This window comes from Patescibacteria group bacterium (assembly GCA_040387855.1).
Classification (GTDB): domain Bacteria; phylum Patescibacteriota; class Minisyncoccia; order Phycocordibacterales; family JAKAEA01; genus JAZKCY01.
In genome coordinates this window covers 831,124-852,416 of sequence record JAZKCY010000001.1, presented here as the reverse complement: position 1 = coordinate 852,416, position 21,293 = coordinate 831,124, and the positions used below count along the sequence as shown (strand labels likewise).

The window sequence follows — 21,293 nt, the reverse complement described above, 5'->3', positions numbered from 1 at the left end:
TTATGAATAAAGTTGTCGTTACTGGAGGAGCAGGATTTATTGGTTCACACCTCGTGCATGCCCTTGTAGAAAAGGGTTTTAATGTTCATATCATTGATGATTTATCAGGAGGTAAAAAAGAAAATATTCACCCTGATGCTACATTTCATCATCTTAGTATCATAGATAAAACAGGAGTAACTGCTGTCATTTCAGGTGCAGACTATGTATTTCATTTAGCTGCAGTGCCAAGTATTCAAGAATCACTCGAACATCCAGATCGCACGCATGACATAAATGTTACAGGCATGCTCAATGTGCTTATTGCTTCACATGAAGCAAAAGTAAAAAAAGTTATATATTCAGGGTCATCTGCGGCATATGGTGATCAAGCCGTTTTACCATGGGAAGAATCTATGATTCCTCAGCCAAAGAGTCCTTATGGACTTCACAAATATATTGGTGAAGAATATTGCAAAGTGTGGAGCATGGTATATCAATTGCCGACAGTTTCATTTAGATATTTTAATGTGTATGGACCTCGACAAAGCGCTGGTGGAGCATATCCATCAGTAATTGCTCATTTTATTAAGCTAAAAAAAGAAGGTAAACCACTCACTATTACTGGTAGTGGTGAACAAACAAGAGATTTTACGCATGTTTATGATGTTGTCCGGGCAAATATCCTAGCAATGGAAAATAATAATATTGGAAAAGGAGAAGTTATAAATATTGGAACAGGTAAAAATCATACTATAAATATGTTTGCTCAATTAATTGGTGGTGACATTGTTTATGTACCAGCTCGTCTTGAAGCACAAAATAGTCGTGCAGATGCAACAAAAGCAAAAAAATTACTTAACTGGGAGCCGCAAATATCTTTAGAACAGGGGATAGCTGAATTGAAGAGTATAGAAAACATTGTATAATTGATTCATGTTAACTGAGTCTCAAGTAGAAGAAATTAAAGAACTAGAAAGAGAATTTCTGGAGAAAATTGAAGGACTTAAAAACGAATATCGTGAAGAGTTGAAAAAAGCGATGGCAAAGTTAGAACAAAGTAAGGTTGATCAATTAAGAAAAGAACTCTCACAAATATGACTTCAACAATGGATGGCCCTGATAAAATTCTCAAACCAGCTCCTGGCGATCTCGAAGGTCAATTAAATGCAGGAGATCCTACTAGAGTCGAGGGAGGTGAAGGTGAATCTACCCTGGATGCTAGTGAAACAGGGCCGGAAGCTCAAACTTTTACACCAGAAGCACTTAGAACTCATGTTGATCTAACAGCAGAAGCTGCTGTTGATGATGTTGATGAATTAGCTCAGCAAGGTATGAATAGATTTATAGATAAAGGTGGAACAGCTGAACAGGCGGCTGCTATTATGCCTGATGCTCATGACCGTGCAGAGGCGATAGCTACGGATTTTACAGGTAACGTAGAAGCTACGTTAAAAAAGGGTGAATCTCCAGAAGGGTTAAATGAAGCGCCTGTTGATTTGAGTGAATTAAATGCTCTTACATTGGATAGTCTTAAGGAAGATCCTTATCGATTGAATGTTTTTTTTGATAGTGTAGATCAGCTCGAAAGAATGGTTGATAAGATTTTGGCTACTACAAAAACGATTGATAGTTCTCAAGATGTATTTATAGAGAAAGCTTTAGACAAGATTAATTCGTGCTTACAAAGATTTGAATCGCAATCACTCGCAGCGGCAGAAGTTCGGTCTCACGTTATTGAAGCAAGAGGGGAATTGAATTTACTTACATTTGCCAAAGGTGATAATCATCAACAGGAACTGGAAGGAATCAAGGAATCTTTAACAAAAGTGAGAACTAAATTAGATGCTTTAATGACAGAAGTTTCAGTGCCTACTGTAGCTGAAGTACAGCCCGAAGCAGAGCCAGTACTAGCTGAAGCTCCGGCTGAGATTCCTGCTGAATCAACAGTTGCTGAAGGAGATACTGTTGTAGAACCCGTAGTTGCAGAAGCAGCTGCTGAAAGTACTGAACAACCAGCACGAAGATTTGATTATAATAAAGATGATTTAATTGATTTTACTACTTTATCCGTAGAAGATCTAAAACAAAACCCTACTGATCTAATTATCTTTTCAGCGCAGTTCAATTCATATGGGGATGCTGTCGATAAGGCTATAACCGGACAACAAGATTTACGAGACGAAGATATTGATCTCATTCGGGAGCAGCTTATGTATAGTGATGTAGTTTTACATAATGAATCAAAGTTTGCAGATTTTAAAAGTGTAACTAATTGTTCGGAACATATAATAAACGCTCTGACTGCCCTCAAAGAAGTTAAAGAAAATAAACATGATCCTAGAGAAAAGGGTAAGAGTTTGCACGCCGCACTTACAGCTCTCAATGCTGCTTATCGTGATATTGAAAATTTTGGAAAGGAGCTCGCAGCAAAGAAAGCTGAAACTGCAGCAGAAACGAGTGCTGAGGTAAAAGATAATGCAGAAAAAATTCCTGACGCTCCAGAAATGATTCCTCTTACGCTCGATTTTATTAAAGATCATCCAGGAACATTAGAGTCATATCAAGAGCATTTTAATTTGTATGTTGAGGTTTTGAAAAATCTTGAAGAGTCTAAAGCATATAATGAGGAGATTATAAGCGATGTCTTTCAAGGTCTTACTGATTCACTTAACCAATTTAAAACTCTTGAGGGATCACATCAGTCTGAAACTGTAACAAATATTATTACAACTTTAGACCGTGCTCACCGATGGCTTAATCATTTAATAAATGATGATGTTAAAACAGTAGGGCGTATAACGAGTAGTACACATTTTGCAATTAGTGGTTTGAAAGATGCAGATAAAGAAATCTCAAAACTTATAACCGAAATCAATCCACCAGAACCAGCAGCTGAGGCTGAGCCCGTACCAGTTAACACTGATGCAGAAAATCTGCCCCCACCAGAAGCACCACTAGATGACGCTGCTATTGATGAAGCTTTAGGAATGAACAGCAAAAAGCCTGAACCTACTCCTGAAGTAAAAGATACTAAAGACCAGGATCTCCCTAAAGAAGAATCAGGAAAGCTTACTCCTGAAATTATCGATGAAGAGTTAAAGTTGAAACCTGATTCAGAAGTAATACCACCATTTAAGCCAGATAGTAAAATAGAAACAACGCCATCTTCAAAGAAAAATAGAAGAGGTCTCTTTCAAGGTAAGTTTGGAGAGTTTATAGGAAAAACTCGAGATGCTATAGCTGAAAGAATTAATGCAATCAGAGATCCAAAGCGTGCAGAAAAATTAGAAGATAAAGTAGAGGAGCACTATTCAAAGTTGAGAATCTTTAAACAAGAAATACCCCGACTTACACAACAACGAGATTCAATTCTAAGTAAAATTGCATATCTTGAAGAGCAGGCTGCTCAGGGGATTTCTGAAAAGAAGCAAAATGAGATTCAAAAATCTTTGCGTGATCTACGAGTAAAAAAGCGAGAGTGCGAAACTAAGTTGGATAAGCTTGAAACAAAATACGAAACTGCACAAGATACATTGAAAGCATTTGAGGCGCAACGCGAAGCGATAATTGGTGATATAACTCGAAGAATAGATGAAAAGGCAGCTCCTTATGAAAAGAAATATGGTGCACTCAAAGATCGTGAAAATGAACTTGAAAAAGATATTGAAAAATTTACAGGATTAATCAGTAAAATAGAAGAAAAGCTACGAGATAAAAGTCTTAGAAAACATGAGGTTAAACATTGGAAAGCAAAGATTGCTGAAGCTCGTAAATTGTTGAGTGATCGAAGACGAAAGTTGGGTGACTTGTTTGCTCACATGACAGGACCTCGAGAAAAACTTAAGACATTCGTGGATAATAAAAGATATTTCCAGCGTTTTGGACAAAAGAGAAAAGTTGATACACTTCCAAATCGCGGTGGTGAATATGATATTGACTCAAATAAGTCCGAAGATTCAGCAGAGGATGAAGATGATGATTTGGCTGAGGATCTAGGGTTAAACAATAATAGTGATTCAACCGTTGAAGAAGGTGATATGGAAGAAGTGGATCCAAGTAGATATGATAGATTCGATACTACTGAGAGTAATACAGCTCCTGAAGCATTAAAGATTCGACCTGAAAATTTGGCAAAGTATGGTGACGCATGGAATGATTTCATTAGGGCAAATAAACTTGTTATTCCTGATTTTAAACCGGGGAAAAATTTCTTAGCAGTTGCTGAGGAGTATCTTAAAAAACAAGCAGAAACTTTATTAGTTAAAGATGCCCTCAAGGTAATCACAAGTGCTAAATCAATAGAAGAGTTAAAATTAGATAAACCAAGTGATTTTGCGTGGATATATCAAACCTATGTTGCAATAAATAGAATGATTATTGATTCTCCCCAGCAGAGTCTCGTTAATGATTCACTTAGAAAATTCCAAAACAGTTTTATTAAGTAATAATAATTTATGTCAACACAACATACTCAAGATGATACAAATGACATTGATCCAGAATTAGCAGATTTTGATGCTCAGATGGCAGCCTTTGCTCAAAAATCTCAAAGTGATATGGATTCACTTGCTGCAGATGTTGATGCATTCGATGCTGATATATCTAAAGCTCAAGAAGAAGTTGTAGGTGATCTAGAAGAAGGAATGAACACACTTGAAAAAGCTGTTAAAGATTTAGGATAGCATTGATTTCTACGCTTATTTGAGCTAGGATACCTCTACATATATACGAAATTTATGAATAAATACCGCATCTGGGCTCTTATATTATTGGTTGTTATGGTCGTTTTGGGGTGGGTTGTATACACTAAGTCATCATACAAACTTGGTCTCGATTTGGCAGGAGGTACCGAGCTTGTCTATAAGGCAAATACTGCAGACGTACCAAAAGAAGATCTTGATGATCGACTTAATTCTCTTCGAACACTTATCGAAAAGAGAATTAATCCTTTCGGTGTGGGTGAGCAGCTCGTACAGCTTGAAGGTGCAAATGCATTTAACAATGAGCCAAAGCTTGTTGTTGAATTGCCAGGTGTAACAAATACAGAGGAGGCAATTAATATTATCGGCAAAACTCCACGTCTAGATTTCCGTCTTCTTACCGCTGAGGGAGAAGCCGCTTTAACAGCAGGAACAACAACAAAGACTATTGGTGAATTGTTTACTGATACTGGGCTTACAGGTCAGTATCTTGAAACAGCACAGCTTACCTTCGATCAATTTGGAGGACCTACAGTATCACTAGTTTTTAACGATGAAGGTTCAACGCTTTTTGCAAAGATCACACGAGAAAACTTGGGAAGAGTACTCGCGATCTTTTTAGATGATCAAATTATTTCTCAGCCAGTAATTCAAAGTGAAATTGCTAATGGTGAAGCACAAATTACTGGAGGATTTTCAAATGCTGAAGCAAAAGCTTTGGTAGATAATCTTAAAAACGGTGCACTTCCAATTCCTATTGAGCATGTAGGAACCCAAACCATTGGTCCATCACTCGGCGCTTCAGCATTAAATGCTGGAATTCGAGCGGGAATTTGGGGCTTTGCAATCATTGCTCTATTTTTGATTCTTTGGTACCGGTTACCAGGATTTGTCGCTACTGTCGCTTTGGTGATGTATGTAATTCTTTCATTGCTTGCATTTAAGTTTATTCCTGTAACTCTTACTGCTGCAGGTATTGCTGGATTTATTCTTTCTATAGGTATGGCCGTTGATGCCAATGTTCTTATCTTTGAACGAATGAAAGAAGAATTGCGAAAAGGCAAGAATCTACATGATGCAATGCATGAAGGATTCCATCGAGCTTGGCTATCAATTCGAGATTCAAACGTTTCAAGTCTTATCACATCAGTAGTGCTCTTCTGGCTTGGAACATCATCAGTAAAAGGTTTTGCGCTCACACTTGGTCTTGGAGTACTCATAAGTATGTTTACTGCAATTACTGTATCTCGAACATTCTTGTTTGCACTAAGCACAAAGAATCCAGGAAAGGTCAGTGGATTCCTCTTTGGTTCAGGTTTACGAGCACGCAATCTAACCACCCCTAATTCAAAATAATATGTTTGTTGTAACCTACAGAAAAATATTCTTCGCGCTCTCAGCTATACTTCTTTTGGTATCTGCATGGGCAATGTACCAGTATGGATTTAATATCGGTATTGACTTTAAGGGAGGAACAATCACCGAGGTTTCATACTCAAACGGCCGACCTGAACAGTCAGCGCTCAATAGTAATGTAGAGAAACTGAATCTCGGTAACTTCATTCTGCAACCAACAGGCGATACTTCATATGTCGTTAAAACTAAAGAGTTGAATGATACAGAAAAGCAGGCATTACTTTCAACACTTTCGTTAAACAATACTGCATCAACCACCGTAGAGCGATATGACTCAATTGGCCCAGTGGTAGGAAATGAACTCAAAAACAAAGCATTTGCAGCTATTGCAGTTGTGATTCTATGTATCGTGTTGTTTATTACCTATGCATTCCGAAAAGTATCAGAACCTGTAGCAAGTTGGAAGTTCGGTTTTGCAACAATTATCTCACTCATTCACGATGTGATTATTCCAACTGGAATTTTTGTGATTTATTCTCATTACACAGGCGGGGAAATCGACGTGCTCTTCGTATCGGCATTGCTCGCGGTTCTTGGATATTCTGTTCACGATACTATTGTGGTATTCGATCGAATTCGAGAACATCTTCGAGATAACAAAGAAGCAAATAGAAAAGAAAGCTTTGATATTACAGTAGGTAAGAGTGTATCAGAAACTTTTGGCCGTTCTATCAATACTTCACTTACTATTTTTCTCGTGCTTGTGGTGCTCTACTATGTTGGAGGATCTACAACAAAAGACTTCGCATTCGTGTTGCTCATGGGAGTAGTTGCCGGAACATATTCTTCTATCTTCGTAGCATCACCATTACTCGTTACTCTTGAAAAACTTCAGAATCGAAAGGCAAAGAAATAATGTCCGTGTGGAAAAAGATAATTGACTCATCAAAAAGAATTTAGTATCGTAAAATAATCATGAATTTCATTAAGCGAAACCTTCAGACCCTCATTAAGACCATTACAACAACGGTCGAGGTTTCGCTTGTGTCTAGATAGAAGAATTCATTCTCTCAATATAGCCAAAAGCGAGCCCTCGATGAATCGGGGCTCGTTTTTCGTTTACAGTTCTTACTCGCACGGAGGTCTGTTATGCGGCAAGATAGAATTGACATGTTTGGTGGGTCTCATGGTCGGCAACCTCGTTATCGCGGGGCTACGCGTGAAGAAGGTCCGGCTTGTGGGCTCAATGGAGCGCTGTCTGCGGCTTCGATGCATGATCAGCCTGTGCCTGCCACGATGCATCTTCATCCGCATCGGAGGGCTCGTGCGACGGTACTGGTACCTCGTACGGTAGATGCCCGTGGTCGGAAAGAGGGTGACGAGAGAATCGACTGATGTTCTTTGGGATAACGTCTTGCACGCCTTGTGCAAGACGATTTTTTATTTACATAGTATAATGATGAGCATATTATTATATATTTTTATGGAACCTACTCAACCTACACCTGTGCCACAAACTCCAGCAGTTGAATCAAATTCAACTCCAGTACAAAATACTCCTCCAGTACAATCATACGATTCAGCACCATCACCAAAATCTCCAGCATCAAAATGGATTGCAATAATTGTGCTCTTACTTCTCGTTGCTGGAGTTGCTGCAGCTGCATATAAATTTGCAGAACAAAAGCTTGAGCCAAAGCAGGTGTTATTGAAAGCATACGAAAAAGCACAGACAACAAAATCTGCTTATTTTTCTGCAAATGCAAAATTTAATGTCCAAGCAGAGAAGGATACTGCAAATAATATAATTGCAGCTGAGAGTGCCGAATTCACCCTAAAAATGGAAGGTTCATCTGATGTAACAAATCCCGACAGTCCAAAAGTAGATTTAACTATGGGAGGTGATATTAGTGCAAAAACAGAAAAAGGTGACATATCAGGAAAGATTGATCTTTCAGCTCGAGGGATAGATGATCAGATTTATATCAAGCTTAATGATTTTTCTGTTTCATATACTCCAGTAACTCCTGATCCATTAACAGCAGGAATCATTGGATTTGTGGAAGGTATGGTTTCTGGATTTAAAGGAAAGTGGATTATTACAGAAGAGGCCACATCAACAGTAACAACAAATGATATTCCTCAAGAAGTAAAAGATGAACTCAATAAATTTGAATATATCGAATCTATTGAAAACATGGGAGATGAAAAAATAAATGGAGTGAATTCGTATCACTACAAAATTCGAGTAAATACTGATATGCTTTTCAAAATTTTAGCAAAGGCAGAAAAAGATGCTGAAGTGCAAAAGAAAATGGAAGAGTATATTGTGCGAGGAACAGATAAGCAAAATCCTGTAGTAGAAGTGTGGATTGGAAAAAGTGATTTTAATATTTATAAAGTAGTATTAAATCCCGCTGTTGTTGATGATATTGAAACAAAGACAACTATAACTATGCAGGGAGAAATGGTTATTAAGGATTACAATAAGCCAGTAACTGTAGAGGCTCCAAAAGATGCAGTAGAGCTTGAAACTATTATTGAAGAGGCATTTGGTGGCTTGCTAGGACCAAGTGTGTCTGCACCAGCTACTCCTTCAAAAACTCCAACTCCTATTAAAACTCGATAAAAAGAGTACAATTTAGGTATGAAGAAGAGGAATAAGGATAAGAAGAATATAAGGATACTCATAACTTTAATTGTAGTTATTATTGTAGCTGTTGGTTTTGTCGTTTTCACAAGAGGATCGAATAGTCCTGATGGAAATTCACTCCAAAGTACGATACTCAATACAGATAGCTGGAAAACATTTCAAGCCGGTGAGGGGACTATTACATTTAAGGCACCTACTGACTTTATACCCGAAGATGGGGAAGAAGTTTTCAGTCTCAACATTCCTGAAACAAAACCATACTTTGAAACTCACTTAATTAAAGAGGCTCGAATAGATGTGGTCTTTCATGACAAATGTACTGCTATTCCAAGCAATCCTGAAAACCGAGCTGTATCAACAACAGACGTAGTTCTAAATGGCACAGCTTTTACTAAAAGTATCTTTGAAGATGCTGGGGCTGGTAATGCCTATAAAACTACTGAGTATGCAGTGTTAAAAGATGCAAAATGTTATGAAATAAGCTTATTTCTTCATAGTACTAATGGGGAGGCACTTTATACAGATAAGGTCTCACAAATCAAAAAAGTGGATGCTCAGCACTCTAAAGATATAGAAAATATGGAGAAGTTGTTTGAATCTGTAGTCGGTTCCAGTATCTTTGTAAAATAGGCTCATATTTAGAGCCATATTTTGGGTTTAAAGGCATAATTATAATTTCGTCTTGACTTCCTTTTATATATCCGTATACTGGTACTTACCTCACTAGAAATAGCAATGTTTCAAGCGGGGCAGGTACTTTGAAATATGAATACTTGAGAACAGCAAGTTCCAAGAAAATTCTTTTATAAATAATTCCAGAAGCCTCTCAAATAGCAATGCGAGAGGCACATTACTGAGTTAAGATTGACGAGCGTATAAATGCGAGAGTATATTATTCTTTATTTTGTTCCGTTCGACTCCAAACATTTCTCTACAGACTTCGGTCAGTAGAGAACTTATGAGTATAATCTTATAATTAGAGTTTGATCCTAGCTCAGGATGAACGCTGGCGGCGTGGATAAGGCATGCAAGTCAAGGGGGCCGCAAGGCAACCGGCAGACGAGGTAGTAACACGTAGGTACGCACCCTTTAGTCAGGAATAACTAGTCGAAAGATTAGCTAATACTTGATAGTCTCTTCGGAGTAAAGATTTATCGCTAAAGGAGCGGCCTGCGGAATATCAGCTAGTTGGTGAGGTAACGGCTCACCAAGGCTATGACGTTTAGGGGACCTGAGAGGGTGACCCCCACCGATGGAACTGAGATACGGTCCATACACCTACGGGTGGCCGCAGTCGAGAATCTTCCACAATGGGCGAAAGCCTGATGGAGCGACGCCGCGTGATTGATGAAGTCCTTCGGGATGTAAAGATCTTTTGTAGACTAGGAAGTCATTGACCAGTCTAAGAATAAGGAGTTGCTAAACTCGTGCCAGCAGCAGCGGTAATACGAGTGCTCCAAGCGTTATCCGGAATTATTGGGCGTAAAGGGTGTGTAGGTTGTTGTGTTAGTCTTTCGTTAAATTCTTCGGCTTAACCGGGGGCATGCGAGAGAAACGGCACAACTAGAGGATGCGAGAGGTGAACAGAACTCATGGAGTAGGGGTGAAATCCGTTGATATCATGGGGAATACCAAATGCGAAGGCAGTTCACTGGCGCACTCCTGACGCTGAAACACGAAAGCGTAGGTAGCGAATGGGATTAGATACCCCAGTAGTCTACGCCCTAAACGATGATCACTAGTTCTTCGGAGTATCGACCCTCTGAGGGACGTAGCTAACGCGTTAAGTGATCCGCCTGGGTAGTACGGCCGCAAGGCTAAAACTCAAAGGAATAGACGGGGACTTGCACAAGCAGTGGATTATGTGGTTTAATTCGACGGTAAACGAAGAACCTCACCCGGGTTTGAAACCTAGCTGAATGTACCGGAAACCGCTACAGCCGCAAGGCAGTTAGGCAGGTGATGCATGGCCGTCGTCAGTTCGTGGTTTGAATTGTTCCCTTAAGTGGGGTAACGAACGCAACCCTCGTTGCCAGTTACAAGTGTCTGGCGAGACTGCCCCCGCATAAGTTCGGAAACGAACTTTGCGCGAGGTGCGAACAAAAACGTACTCGTACAAGTTTCTTAATTTGTGCGGGGGAGGAAGGCGAGGATGACGCCAGGTCAGCATGTCCCTCTGATATCTGGGGCTACACACATAATACAATCGCTGGGACAACGCGACGCAAAGAGGCGACTCAGAGCAAATCGTAAGAAACCCAGCGCCAGTTCGGATTGAAGTCTGCAACTCGACTTCATGAAGCCGGAATTGCTAGTAATCGCAGGTCAGCTATACTGCGGTGAATACGTTCTCAAGTCTTGTACTCACCGCCCGTCAACTCAAGGGAGTTGGGAATACCCGAAGTCCATCCACGGATGGCCTACGGTAAGCTCAATGACAGGGAGTAAGTCGTAACAAGGCACGGGTAGCGGAAGCTGCTCGTGGAACATTTCAAATTGATACAACGTTGACATCCCTTCTTCGGAAGTATGTTAGCTTATTGAGTCGATATTGTGGGCTCCTTAAGGGTTCGCAATGGAACGATGATTTCCTAAAGCATCAGACGGTGTGAAAGAACACAACTGAACGGAACAAAATAAAGAATGATACGTCGCAAAGGCCACTCGAAAGAGTGGCTTTTGTGTTGCTCATATTTTTTATGGGGAAAACAAAAAAAAGTATATAGTAGAGCCGTGATATTATAGAGAGTGTGAAAGATTATCAAATACTCGCAACAGCAGCTATAGTTTTTATAGTAAGTTTTTTTTCTACTTTTGAAGTTAATAGTTTGCTTCAGCATAGAGAGAATAATATTGCAGGTATAGCGGGAGTAAGCGGCGTTCCAAATAAAGATTCTCCTCAGTTAAAAACCTTAACAATACCGATGTCTTTTTCGGATATAAAGTTATCAGATACAGATGCTGCGAGTATAACGAATACTGTAAGTAAGTTGGAGTTCTTTATAAATTCGAATTCATTTACTGAACCGATCCAGGTTAAGAATAAAAAGATACCAGCAACTGATACGGGGAGTATTTTAGAAGATAAAACTATAGATTATTCAACCATTAAAAGATGGATGAGTGATGCTTATAAAGGTGTTTACAAATATGACCCACTATTAAACTCCAGTGATTATGACATTGTGTTTTTTGTATCTCCACCAGCAAAGCAATATGGAATATTGTGTGAGATAAGTGGTTGTGCATTCATAAATCAGCCAGAACTGATCAATGAAAATGAGGTATATGTCTCGGGTAGCAGTATCAGTTCATTTGAAACCTATATGCATGAAGCTTATCATGTATTGGGATTGGGCCATTTTGGGAGTGTTGATTGTGGTACGGAAGACATTGTATATCCAGTTACAAGTTGTAATGGGCAAAATTATGGTTCCACAATAATGGGTATAGAAGATGGGAAATTGTCACTTATTCATAAGTTAAAAATTAGTGATATTTTAAGTAAAAAATTTAAGATAGATAATCCAGGCCCTACAAAAGTTGAAACAGTAAAAAAAACAGGTACATATTCCATAGCAAGTATGACCTTTCAAGCAGATAATTCAGATAAGGTTGGCCTTGATATTGTGGGGGATAATGATACTCATCTTTTTGTCGAACTACGAAGTCAGAGTAACAATGGTTTTCCTGTAGTAGATCAGTCTAAAGTATTGGAATTTCCAATGGAAACTGGTGGCTCCCATTTTAAATATAATGTTTGGGTTTCAACTGATTATTCAGGATTTGGTTTTGATGCTGAAACAAAGAAGTCGTTTGCAAAACAAGAAAATGGCGCTAATCCTGATGCGGTGTTACTTAAAGTTTTGGACAGTAACAATAGTTTCATTGATAAAGCAAACAACATTAGAATAAAAGTATTACCATCAAGTGATGAATTTCATGCTGATATTTGCGTAACTTTTGAACAAGATAAAAATGAATTGGATTGTCCCGAACCACGTTTGTTTATATCTATTTTAAATAAGTTTGTTTCTATTTTTAAACAAATATTAGATGTAATAGAATCATTTTTTACACCTTCATCTGATATTCCAGAATACAAGCCATACGTACCACCACCTGTACATCAGCCAGAACTACCTTCTAACTTAGGTACTGGTAGCTATGATCCTACTCCTGCAACTGAGGTACCTCTAAATAAATTAGAAGGTGCAATGGGTGAAAAGGGTACACTGGGAGAAAAAGGTGTCCCAGGTACCGCTGCGCAATTAGTTTCTTCTATTTGCAATGATTGTCCAGTAGATATAATTTTTGTTGGAGGATGGAGTAGTGCTGGAGATGATAAAGATCAGTATAAAGCATGGGTAGATAAAACCTTTGCCAATGATCCTGCTTATACTAAATACATTCCATTGGAGAATGGAAGAGGCACCGTATCAGCTGCTAAGATACAAGAAATCAAGGCTGTCATACAAGCATCTCGAGCAAAGAATCATAAAGTACTTGTGGTATCCACTTCACTTGGGGCAGTGATTTCACATAACATTGTAAAAGAGCTTAACGATAAGTGTGTTGAACTTATTCCCGTTGATCCACCTCTATGGAGCGCTTTAAAGGGGGGAGCGATTAATGATCCTATAATCCGGGCTTTTAGTGCGCTCTTTAGTGGTGATGCTCAACAAATTATTGCTGCCGAAGATTCAATTACCAACAATTCAAATTATATCGATTGGACAGGAGGTGAAGTAAACGGTACTCCAGAATTAGTCCGAGCCCACAGTCCATTTGGATATACTGATGATAAAAGTCTTGCTCAACTTTCAAGTCTTAAAGATCGTATAAATCAACGAGCCGACGTATGTACGACATTGCAAGTCACCGTAACAAACACTAAGGGAGAAAAGTTAGAAAGTGCGTATGTTGATGTTCGACAAAAGAGTACTCCTTCAGTTATGACGACTTTAAGTACTGATGCTTCTGGAAATGCATTGTTTAACAAAAATGCAGTAGTTCTCAAAACAAAAAGTACTGTAGTCGTTAATGCGTCAAAGATTTCTTATGATTTTGGTTCGAAAGAGACATCACTTATTCGAGGGGCAAATTTTCTTACTATACAACTCACGCGTGATGGTATGGATTCAACTTCTGAATCAGGAGGGCTTATCGATTTCATTATTAAAATTATAGAAAAGATCCTTGATTGGATTGATGACCTTTTTGGGGGATCTGATAATCCAACACCACCTCCTACAACACCTTTAGATTTTCCAGTGTCATATCCAATTGATCCTAATGTTACTACTATAGATGCTCCAAAGGTTCCTTTGATTACCCAGAAAATTCCAACAATAAATCAAGTCGTAAAACCGGCATTTCTTGAAATTATTTTAACAGATAAAGATACTGGACAGATTCTTACCAAAGGTGCATTTACAATAAGTTATGTTCCAACTAATAACGCTCAGAAAAGCTACACAGTAGTTGGTGAAAAAACTACCATAGGCCCATTTATAACGAATGTACCTGGGACGCTTCAAGTTCTTATAAGTAATATTACTTCTCCTGGTTATGCAAATCCTTCTAAGAGAATTCAGATAGTAGAGACTTATACTGGAGGAGTCTATAAACAATCAATTCCATTAGTAAAAGCCTCAATATCTGACGTGCCTCAAAAACCTACTGAAATTACTCCACTAGAGACACCTACTACTCCAATATCTCCTAACAAATCACTAAATTCAACGTCTAATATTACACCATTGAAAACTCAGACAGTGCCTACAACTCCTACAACTCCTACAACTCCTACAACTCCTACAACTCCTACAACTCCTACAAATCCTTCTAATCAAAGTAATCCCACTTCACCTATATATCAAAGTCCAACATACAATCAACCAGAACCAGAAACGGGAAGCGGAAGTGGTTCGGGTTCTGATTCAGATGATACTACCGACGATAATTCTGGTAGTGGTAGTGGTTCAGATGATACTACTGACGATAGTTCTGGTAGTGGTAACGGAAGCGGAAGCGGAAGCGGAAGTGGATCTTACTAAGTGCAGATAACCTTTATGAACCATCACAAAAAAGGGATTTGCTTCAATACTAATAGTATCTTAATGTAAAACTATATGGACTTTCGTTCTAAAATAATAGTTGGTGGAATTTTAGCTTCAGCTATTGTATTAAGCATTGTTTCCAATAGTATTATTAATCTTGACACTAGTGCTTCAACACAAAAAAATAGTGCAACAGGATATTTAGCCTTGGGTAGTGGAAGTGGTACATCATATGAGCCTTCAGTCAGTGATTCACAATCAGTAATAGAAGAATCAAATGGGTCTGATAGTCCATCTGAACAACAAGAACCATCCGAAAGTGAATCAGAAAATAATAATCCTATTGATTCTGATTCATCAGGTTCTGACACTTCACCTATAGACACTAATCCAGATTCAGAATCACAATCTGAAGTGCCTGCCCAGAACATAAGCAATTTTCCTGTAACTTCTACACCTAATCCTACCTATACTGCACCTCAAACAATTCGGGAACCATCACCTACACAGTCTTCACAACAACAGCAAACAACTGCACCTAAGCATATACCAACGTCAGGGAATACAACACCAACATCAAATCCATCTCCATCACGAGTGAATAGTTCTATAACGTCTGAAGGTTCACAGCCTGTTGGACAACAAGAATCAAATAATCGCGATGATATTGCTATTGTTGGATATACTGAAGGTGATACAACACCTCCAGCAGAATCTCAATCATTATTTGAATATATTATTGAAAAAATTGAAGATTTCTTAGACTTAATTTTTGGTGGATTTACCTATGTCCTCACAACATTAAATGTTATTGATGAAGAGTTTGATTATGAAATGTATATTCCAGCCCAAGTCATTGGTCTTGTTCGAGGACAAGCATTTACGGATACTATAATAATAGAACTTCTTGAAGGTAAGCCAAGTCCTATTAGCGTTAATGTATCGGCACTTACTACTCCACCAAAGGGAGTAACAGTTACATATCCTGGAGGTAATACATGCACTCCTGATTCAAAATGCACTATTCCCGTAACATTTACAGCTGATAATTCTGTATTACCCCAAGATTTCACTCTTGAATTTAATGCAACTACAAATCCAAGTAGTCAAAATACGAAAAGTGGAAAGGTTAAATTTTATATTTTTGATAGAGATGATGCATTCACTATACATTTTCCAACTCCAATGCCGCTCTATATAATTAAATCGTCTGAGCCAAGTCTGTGCCTTTCTATAGAAGCCGAGGTTCGAGCCATCGATGTAAACCAATCAGCTACTAGTATCGGTGGTCCTGTTCCATTAACTTATTCTGCACTATGTCCAAACTCGAATAAGGCAGACTTTGTAACTGTAACAACAGAAAGACGAGTTTTAACCTCTCCAATTTGTACATTTACAAAAGCTGGTCCGCAAAAGGTGAAGACACTTGTAGCTTACAATAAAAATGATACTGAAAAAGAGGCTGGAAAAGAAACATTGGTGCATGTTATTGATCCAAACAATCCTGTGTTCCCAGATGGTCTTCCTGAGTACTACAAGATTTTGCTTGAATATGCTATGAAGAAAAAGCACTACGATAAAGGTGGAGTAAATACAGATAAGCTTTGGGATGATATGAAGAAGTTTGACCAGAATAGTAATGGTGCACTTTCAGAAAATGAATTTGATGCATTTGCTAAATCCAATGGTACTTCAGGGACACAATTAAGTAAGATGCGTAATGAAATGAGTGCCTCTGCAAGTGCTCAGAAACAAAAACAAGCTGAAACTGCGGCAAAAAGTCCTAAAGGTGTTCCTAAAAAAACGATTAATCCTCTAGATTGGTATAATGCCACAAAAAATTCTTATACTAAGAATGATCTCGAAGGAAGTATGGCAGGATTTTTCTCAAGTAGTCTCACAGATGGATTTAATTGCTCTGGAACAATAAGAGATACTGAATCTGATCTACTTAAACAAATGCGAGAATTTGACGGATATTAATATCTCTGGGGATAACTCTTCAGTGAGAATGAGAAAATAAAGGTATACTTACTTCATTAAGAATTAATTACTTTTATGAAACACCAGAAGAAGGGATTTGCTCCCATACTAATAGTTTTGGTTATCGCAGCACTTATTATTGGAGGATTGTATCTTGCAAAAATTGGTCCATTCAAATTAGATGGTGATTCAACTGCTGCTGCAGTCTATGGTCCTGTACAAAATAGTGCAACACCGGCTCCAACAAACTTGGATGTAATTGATGGTAGTACAAGTTCAGTACCAAGTAGTAGTGATAAAATTTGTCTTACTTGGAACAGTGTCGCTTTAGTGAACGGAGGATTTGATATTGAGAGATCAACTGACGGTGGAGCAACATGGAGTGTCATAAAGCGAGTTACCTATGATCAATATAAACCAAAGAAAGGGTATTGTGATACTGAAGCACATACTCCAGATCAGCAGAAATGGTATCGAGTGCGAGCATATGTTATGTCAACATTCTCAACATACTCAAATGTAGATTCTGCATGGGTATCAAAAGGAACCCCTCCACGAGTTACAAGTATCACTGCTCGAGTCGCAAATGGTGGAGTGCTCGTACAATTTACAAGTCCTTCTAGAAATGAAACAGGATTTGAAATCGAACGAACTGGTGGAACGGGAACAAAGAAATTTACACTTAATGCAACTGATGCTGTTGGTACCATTGATTATAACGACAAGGAAGTTGTAGCTGGAAAAACATATACCTATAAAGCACGAGTAAAGAACAGCAGGGGATTTTCACGATATAGTGATCCTGTTTCTGTAACCTTTACAGCTACTGCTGTAACAGCTCCTTCAACTCCAACTACTCCTACACCAAGTAGCAATCTCGCTCTCAATTGGAAAATCAGTCATTCATGGCTTGGTGCACCTCGATTTGAGCTCACATGGACTGATAACAATGCTACACAAGTGCCAGCTAAGTCATACTTGATCCGCCGAGCCGTTTCAACAGGTCCAAGTAGTGAAGCTGGTCGCGCAGCTAATGAGCAGTTATTAAGAGATATGTCAAAAACCAACCTAACACTAGCAAAGGTAAACCACAGTGTTAAGACATATAAAGATGCAAAGATTGCTAAAAGCCCTAGTGTAGATACTCATTATCATTATATGATTATGGCACTCGATAGTAGTGGAAACGTAATTAAGACTTCAAATGTTATTGATCTCTTAAGAGAGAAAAAATAGTAAAACAAAAAAACCACCTTCGGGTGGTTTTTGTTTGGGGATAAAAGGTGAGCAGTCTAATCAATTCAGGTGTAAAATAGAATAACAATTAATTTCAATTATGAAGAAACGAATTTACCACGATAGATATATTAAAATTGGAATTTCTATTGGCATTATCCTACTCGTAATTGTTGTCATTGAGACGACTCGTTGTGGTATTTCAAATGTAAAAGAATACATTAGTGCTTCACCATATTCACTGTCACTCGATATGTCACAGAAAGTACTTACTGCAAATGCTCTTGATGGATTTGATGATTCCTCAGGTGGAGAACCTTCAGAAGGAGAATATGGGGAATATTACCAACCAGAATCTTTTAGTGAAGAAGGATGGATGACTTTTGGTGAGGCGGGAAGTCAGCAAACACCAGCTCAACAACCTGTTTCAAATAATACTGAGACTCCAGCACAATCTACAAATATTGTTCCAACACCAGATGTTCCTACACCTACACAATATGTACCAGTACCACAAGTCCCACAATCAAATAATTCTACTCCAGTAGTTAGACCCACAACTCCAAAACCTGCTGCTCCCGCGATCTTAACGTCACTCAATGTAATAGTTAAAGAAGAAGTATCTGGAGCAAACTTGGCAGCGCATGTAATCGTGAGATCTTTAAACGGTTCACTTCTTGGAGAAGGTGATACGGATCCTAAAACTGGTATTGCACGAGTGAATGTATTATCGAAAGAAGTTCATACAATTGGTTCTATAGATGCAATCCAAGGACGAATGCGTAAAGTTGTGCCATTTCGACATGGCAAAGTAACCGGGACTACATCAATTAAAGGACCTACTATTTCTCTCGCTCCGTCAAAAGTAGATGAAACATATGATCCTTCATTAACAGAAACTGTTCTCATTCCGTTTGGATTTACCTCTGATCATGCTATTGATTATCAAAACGTTACTAAAAATTCTGAGAGTATTGAGGTTACAAAACGACCATTTGTAAGTACTGTTGCCGGCTGCCCATTAGCTATACAAGCTCTCTCAAGTGCATATGTTACATGGCCGTTAGAAAAAACAAGTAGTCGAATGAAAGTTAGCACAACTGTATCTGTGCCATCTGATGCGCGAACTCTCATCGTTAAATCCGCTATTGATAATAGAGTAAATGAGATTTTACTTAACGGTAGTGTAGTGTGGACCAATAGTGCTTCTAAAGAAGAAAGTATCAATCATGGATGCGCAACGCCTCGTGATCATATACTTACACTTGCTGCAGGAACATTTACCCCAGGTGGTAAAAATACAATAGAATTTAGTATCGAAGATTATGGAGTAGAAAATTATTTTGATTTTCAGATTTCTGCACATGTACCTACTCCTGAGATTGTTATTCCACCAAAGGAAACCTTTTTCCAATATATTTACAGAAGTGTTACCGATATATTTACGTTTTAATTAAAATTAATTATTAGCCTGTGGATAAATACTAAGCAGTCTAAGCAATAAAAGACTATACTAGTACTATGAAGAATAGTATTACTATAGCTGCTGTTTCTATCGCTGTTGCATGGGGAGGATATACCTTGAGTGATTTTGCTGGGTTGGTACCACACAGTACTACCGCTGCTGTTATCACAAGTACATCAGTTGCAACACCCGAACCACGTGCAAAAGCGCCATCTCCACAAGAGTATCTAACTCGCGAGGGATCAAAAGTATTTGCAACCGATACATCGCTTATTGTTTCTTGGCTTGATCGGACAGGGGATGAGCTTGGATTTGAAATTCATCGATCAACTACATTTGATTTTATTCCTGATACAACCTATGTAGTAAGAGTTGGCACTGACGTTACTTCATATGAAGATGTTACTGTCGTTCCTGATCTTGTGTATTACTATAAAGTACGAGCAATTTTACCTGGTAATCCACCTGCACTTTCAAAGTTTTCTAAGTCAGCTTACGGATGGGTAGAAAAGGACGGAAAGAGCTTGTCACAAGATGTAAACACATCTTTAGAAACAGAAACGAGTGAGGAAGAGATGGCTTCCGAGGAAATTTTCTAGCCTAAATTTCGAATAAATAGCCATTAAAAAGCCCTTACCTAAAGGGTTTTTTAGTATGCATAGTTACTTGACTTTTGTTGTTATATATGCTATTATTATACACAGTTCATACTGTACGCGACTTGACCCTCGCGTTTTGTGTTCGATCACTCGTACCTCGCCGTGAATGGATTTACGGATATGTCGAAGCATGCTCCACTCGTTGAAGGCGGCCAAGGACGGACGCCAAAAGATAATTGGAACACTGTCGATGACCTTTGTGAGGTCATTGCCTGTGTAATGATTTTCTTTGTTTCCATCACTACGTTTATCGCTCGACGGAAACTTCCTGTTGTGATGACCCTGCTCGCAGGGTTGCTGCTCGGGACGTGCATTGCATCGTGTTTGCTGTAATAGCCACTGACCCTGGCTAGACTCGGAAAACCTTACTATTTCGCCGAAAAGGAGATTGTTAGATGATCGAGAGAGACATGTCGGCTGGCAACCCCAAGCCGACCACGCAGACGCCGGGCACCATGTCCATCGCAGATAGGCTCAAGGAGAGCTCTGCAAGGTTGGCTCTGATCAACCAGATGGTAGTGGCAATGCAGGTTCGAGCAGGGAAGTACGACAAGCCGTCGGATCCCGTCATGGACACGGTCGTCGACCGAGTCCTGCTCGTCATCGGCATCAAGAACATCGAGGCCCAGTCCGACAAGGACTACCTCGGCGATCTCGGCCTCAACGAAGCCGCCTGATCAAGCCCACGCGTCATACAGTACCGTTCCCATCCTCTGGACCCCAGCACACTGTGCCTGGGGTCCTCATTATTATATATTGCCTGTTTTGCTGTTTTCTGATATATTCCACTTACATTTCAGGGAAATGTAAATGCGCTAGTAGCTCAGTTGGTAGAGCACATCACTGATACTGATGGGGTCCCAGGTTCGAATCCTGGCTGGCGCACACAAGTCGGGACTTAATACATGGGTTGACACATTATATATTCGTAGTACCATTTAGTCTGGTCTCATTTTGCATATATGTATGTAGAAGGGAGGTTTTTTAACCAGTATCTGAGTTCATGTTAGTTCGTAGGTCAAAGTACCTACCGTCGTAAGGGATTACGATGTTTTCATCTCGAGGTGTTTGCATGTCTCTATCAACTACCGAAAGGGCCCAGGCCCAAGCCGATGGTCCACGGACCCGAACGAGCAGTGTCAACTATCGGGGGCGTCCTCATCTGCTCACGTGTCCAAGTGCTCGAGGATTCACGGC

At 39.1% G+C, this 21,293-nt stretch carries 14 protein-coding genes, 1 tRNA gene and 1 rRNA gene; all 16 read left to right on the top strand.

What is annotated here, in order from left to right:
- Positions 1 to 2: 2 nt before the first annotated feature.
- The 16 genes from V4519_04690 (at position 3) to V4519_04615 (ending at position 20,981) form a co-directional block, all read left to right on the top strand.
- Positions 3 to 908 carry an NAD-dependent epimerase/dehydratase family protein gene (locus V4519_04690; GenBank protein MES2437276.1) on the top strand — a complete coding sequence of 302 codons (906 nt, stop codon included), beginning with the start codon at positions 3 to 5 and terminating at the stop codon, positions 906 to 908.
- A gap of 7 nt (positions 909 to 915) precedes the next feature.
- Entirely contained in the window at positions 916 to 1,080 is a 165-nt protein-coding gene (locus tag V4519_04685) for a hypothetical protein (protein MES2437275.1), read from the top strand.
- A complete protein-coding gene (locus V4519_04680) occupies positions 1,077 to 4,427 on the top strand; it encodes a hypothetical protein (protein MES2437274.1) in 3,351 nt (1,116 codons plus the stop codon). Before V4519_04685 ends, V4519_04680 begins: the two co-directional genes overlap by 4 nt.
- A 9-nt stretch (positions 4,428 to 4,436) precedes the next feature.
- The gene (locus V4519_04675; GenBank protein ID MES2437273.1) at positions 4,437 to 4,664 is read left to right on the top strand and encodes a hypothetical protein; all 228 of its coding nucleotides are present in this window, start codon (positions 4,437 to 4,439) and stop codon (positions 4,662 to 4,664) included.
- 54 nt (positions 4,665 to 4,718) lie between these two features.
- Positions 4,719 to 6,038 (top strand): protein translocase subunit SecD, encoded by a 1,320-nt coding sequence (secD, locus tag V4519_04670; GenBank protein ID MES2437272.1) that lies wholly within the window; start codon positions 4,719 to 4,721, stop codon positions 6,036 to 6,038.
- Position 6,039: 1 nt separating this feature from the next.
- On the top strand, positions 6,040 to 6,954 hold the full coding sequence (gene secF, locus V4519_04665) for a protein translocase subunit SecF (protein ID MES2437271.1): 915 nt from the start codon (positions 6,040 to 6,042) through the stop codon (positions 6,952 to 6,954).
- Between the two features lie 567 nt (positions 6,955 to 7,521).
- On the top strand, positions 7,522 to 8,667 hold the full coding sequence (locus tag V4519_04660) for a hypothetical protein (protein MES2437270.1): 1,146 nt from the start codon (positions 7,522 to 7,524) through the stop codon (positions 8,665 to 8,667).
- Between the two features lie 18 nt (positions 8,668 to 8,685).
- The gene (locus tag V4519_04655) at positions 8,686 to 9,321 is read left to right on the top strand and encodes a hypothetical protein (protein MES2437269.1); all 636 of its coding nucleotides are present in this window, start codon (positions 8,686 to 8,688) and stop codon (positions 9,319 to 9,321) included.
- 341 nt (positions 9,322 to 9,662) lie between these two features.
- Positions 9,663 to 11,188: ribosomal RNA gene (locus tag V4519_04650) — 16S ribosomal RNA — on the top strand.
- A 253-nt stretch (positions 11,189 to 11,441) separates the two neighbouring features.
- Positions 11,442 to 14,750 carry a hypothetical protein gene (locus V4519_04645; protein MES2437268.1) on the top strand — a complete coding sequence of 1,103 codons (3,309 nt, stop codon included), beginning with the start codon at positions 11,442 to 11,444 and terminating at the stop codon, positions 14,748 to 14,750.
- Positions 14,751 to 14,825: 75 nt separating this feature from the next.
- Complete coding sequence (locus V4519_04640) at positions 14,826 to 16,736, top strand: hypothetical protein (protein ID MES2437267.1); 1,911 nt, start codon at positions 14,826 to 14,828, stop codon at positions 16,734 to 16,736.
- A 75-nt stretch (positions 16,737 to 16,811) separates the two neighbouring features.
- Positions 16,812 to 17,972, top strand: coding sequence for a hypothetical protein (locus tag V4519_04635; protein MES2437266.1), 1,161 nt, complete (start codon positions 16,812 to 16,814; stop codon positions 17,970 to 17,972).
- A gap of 100 nt (positions 17,973 to 18,072) precedes the next feature.
- Positions 18,073 to 19,425: a hypothetical protein gene (locus tag V4519_04630; protein ID MES2437265.1), complete on the top strand. Its 1,353-nt coding sequence runs from the start codon at positions 18,073 to 18,075 to the stop codon at positions 19,423 to 19,425.
- Between the two features lie 68 nt (positions 19,426 to 19,493).
- Positions 19,494 to 20,036, top strand: coding sequence for a hypothetical protein (locus V4519_04625; protein MES2437264.1), 543 nt, complete (start codon positions 19,494 to 19,496; stop codon positions 20,034 to 20,036).
- A gap of 455 nt (positions 20,037 to 20,491) precedes the next feature.
- Positions 20,492 to 20,773 (top strand): hypothetical protein, encoded by a 282-nt coding sequence (locus tag V4519_04620; protein ID MES2437263.1) that lies wholly within the window; start codon positions 20,492 to 20,494, stop codon positions 20,771 to 20,773.
- Positions 20,774 to 20,908: 135 nt separating this feature from the next.
- Positions 20,909 to 20,981: transfer RNA gene (locus tag V4519_04615), tRNA-Ile, on the top strand.
- The last annotated feature ends 312 nt before the right edge of the window (positions 20,982 to 21,293 follow it).

What these genes read in the sequence shown, in the direction of transcription:
- V4519_04640 (MES2437267.1), top strand. Translation starts at nt 14,826, where the DNA reads ATGGACTTTCGTTCTAAAATAATAGTTGGTGGAATTTTAGCTTCAGCT.
- V4519_04620 (MES2437263.1), top strand. Translation starts at nt 20,492, where the DNA reads ATGATCGAGAGAGACATGTCGGCTGGCAACCCCAAGCCGACCACGCAG.
- V4519_04675 (MES2437273.1), top strand. Translation starts at nt 4,437, where the DNA reads ATGTCAACACAACATACTCAAGATGATACAAATGACATTGATCCAGAA.
- V4519_04630 (MES2437265.1), top strand. Translation starts at nt 18,073, where the DNA reads ATGAAGAAACGAATTTACCACGATAGATATATTAAAATTGGAATTTCT.
- V4519_04660 (MES2437270.1), top strand. Translation starts at nt 7,522, where the DNA reads ATGGAACCTACTCAACCTACACCTGTGCCACAAACTCCAGCAGTTGAA.
- secD (MES2437272.1), top strand. Translation starts at nt 4,719, where the DNA reads ATGAATAAATACCGCATCTGGGCTCTTATATTATTGGTTGTTATGGTC.
- secF (MES2437271.1), top strand. Translation starts at nt 6,040, where the DNA reads ATGTTTGTTGTAACCTACAGAAAAATATTCTTCGCGCTCTCAGCTATA.
- V4519_04690 (MES2437276.1), top strand. Translation starts at nt 3, where the DNA reads ATGAATAAAGTTGTCGTTACTGGAGGAGCAGGATTTATTGGTTCACAC.
- V4519_04680 (MES2437274.1), top strand. Translation starts at nt 1,077, where the DNA reads ATGACTTCAACAATGGATGGCCCTGATAAAATTCTCAAACCAGCTCCT.
- V4519_04625 (MES2437264.1), top strand. Translation starts at nt 19,494, where the DNA reads ATGAAGAATAGTATTACTATAGCTGCTGTTTCTATCGCTGTTGCATGG.
- V4519_04635 (MES2437266.1), top strand. Translation starts at nt 16,812, where the DNA reads ATGAAACACCAGAAGAAGGGATTTGCTCCCATACTAATAGTTTTGGTT.
- V4519_04685 (MES2437275.1), top strand. Translation starts at nt 916, where the DNA reads ATGTTAACTGAGTCTCAAGTAGAAGAAATTAAAGAACTAGAAAGAGAA.
- V4519_04655 (MES2437269.1), top strand. Translation starts at nt 8,686, where the DNA reads ATGAAGAAGAGGAATAAGGATAAGAAGAATATAAGGATACTCATAACT.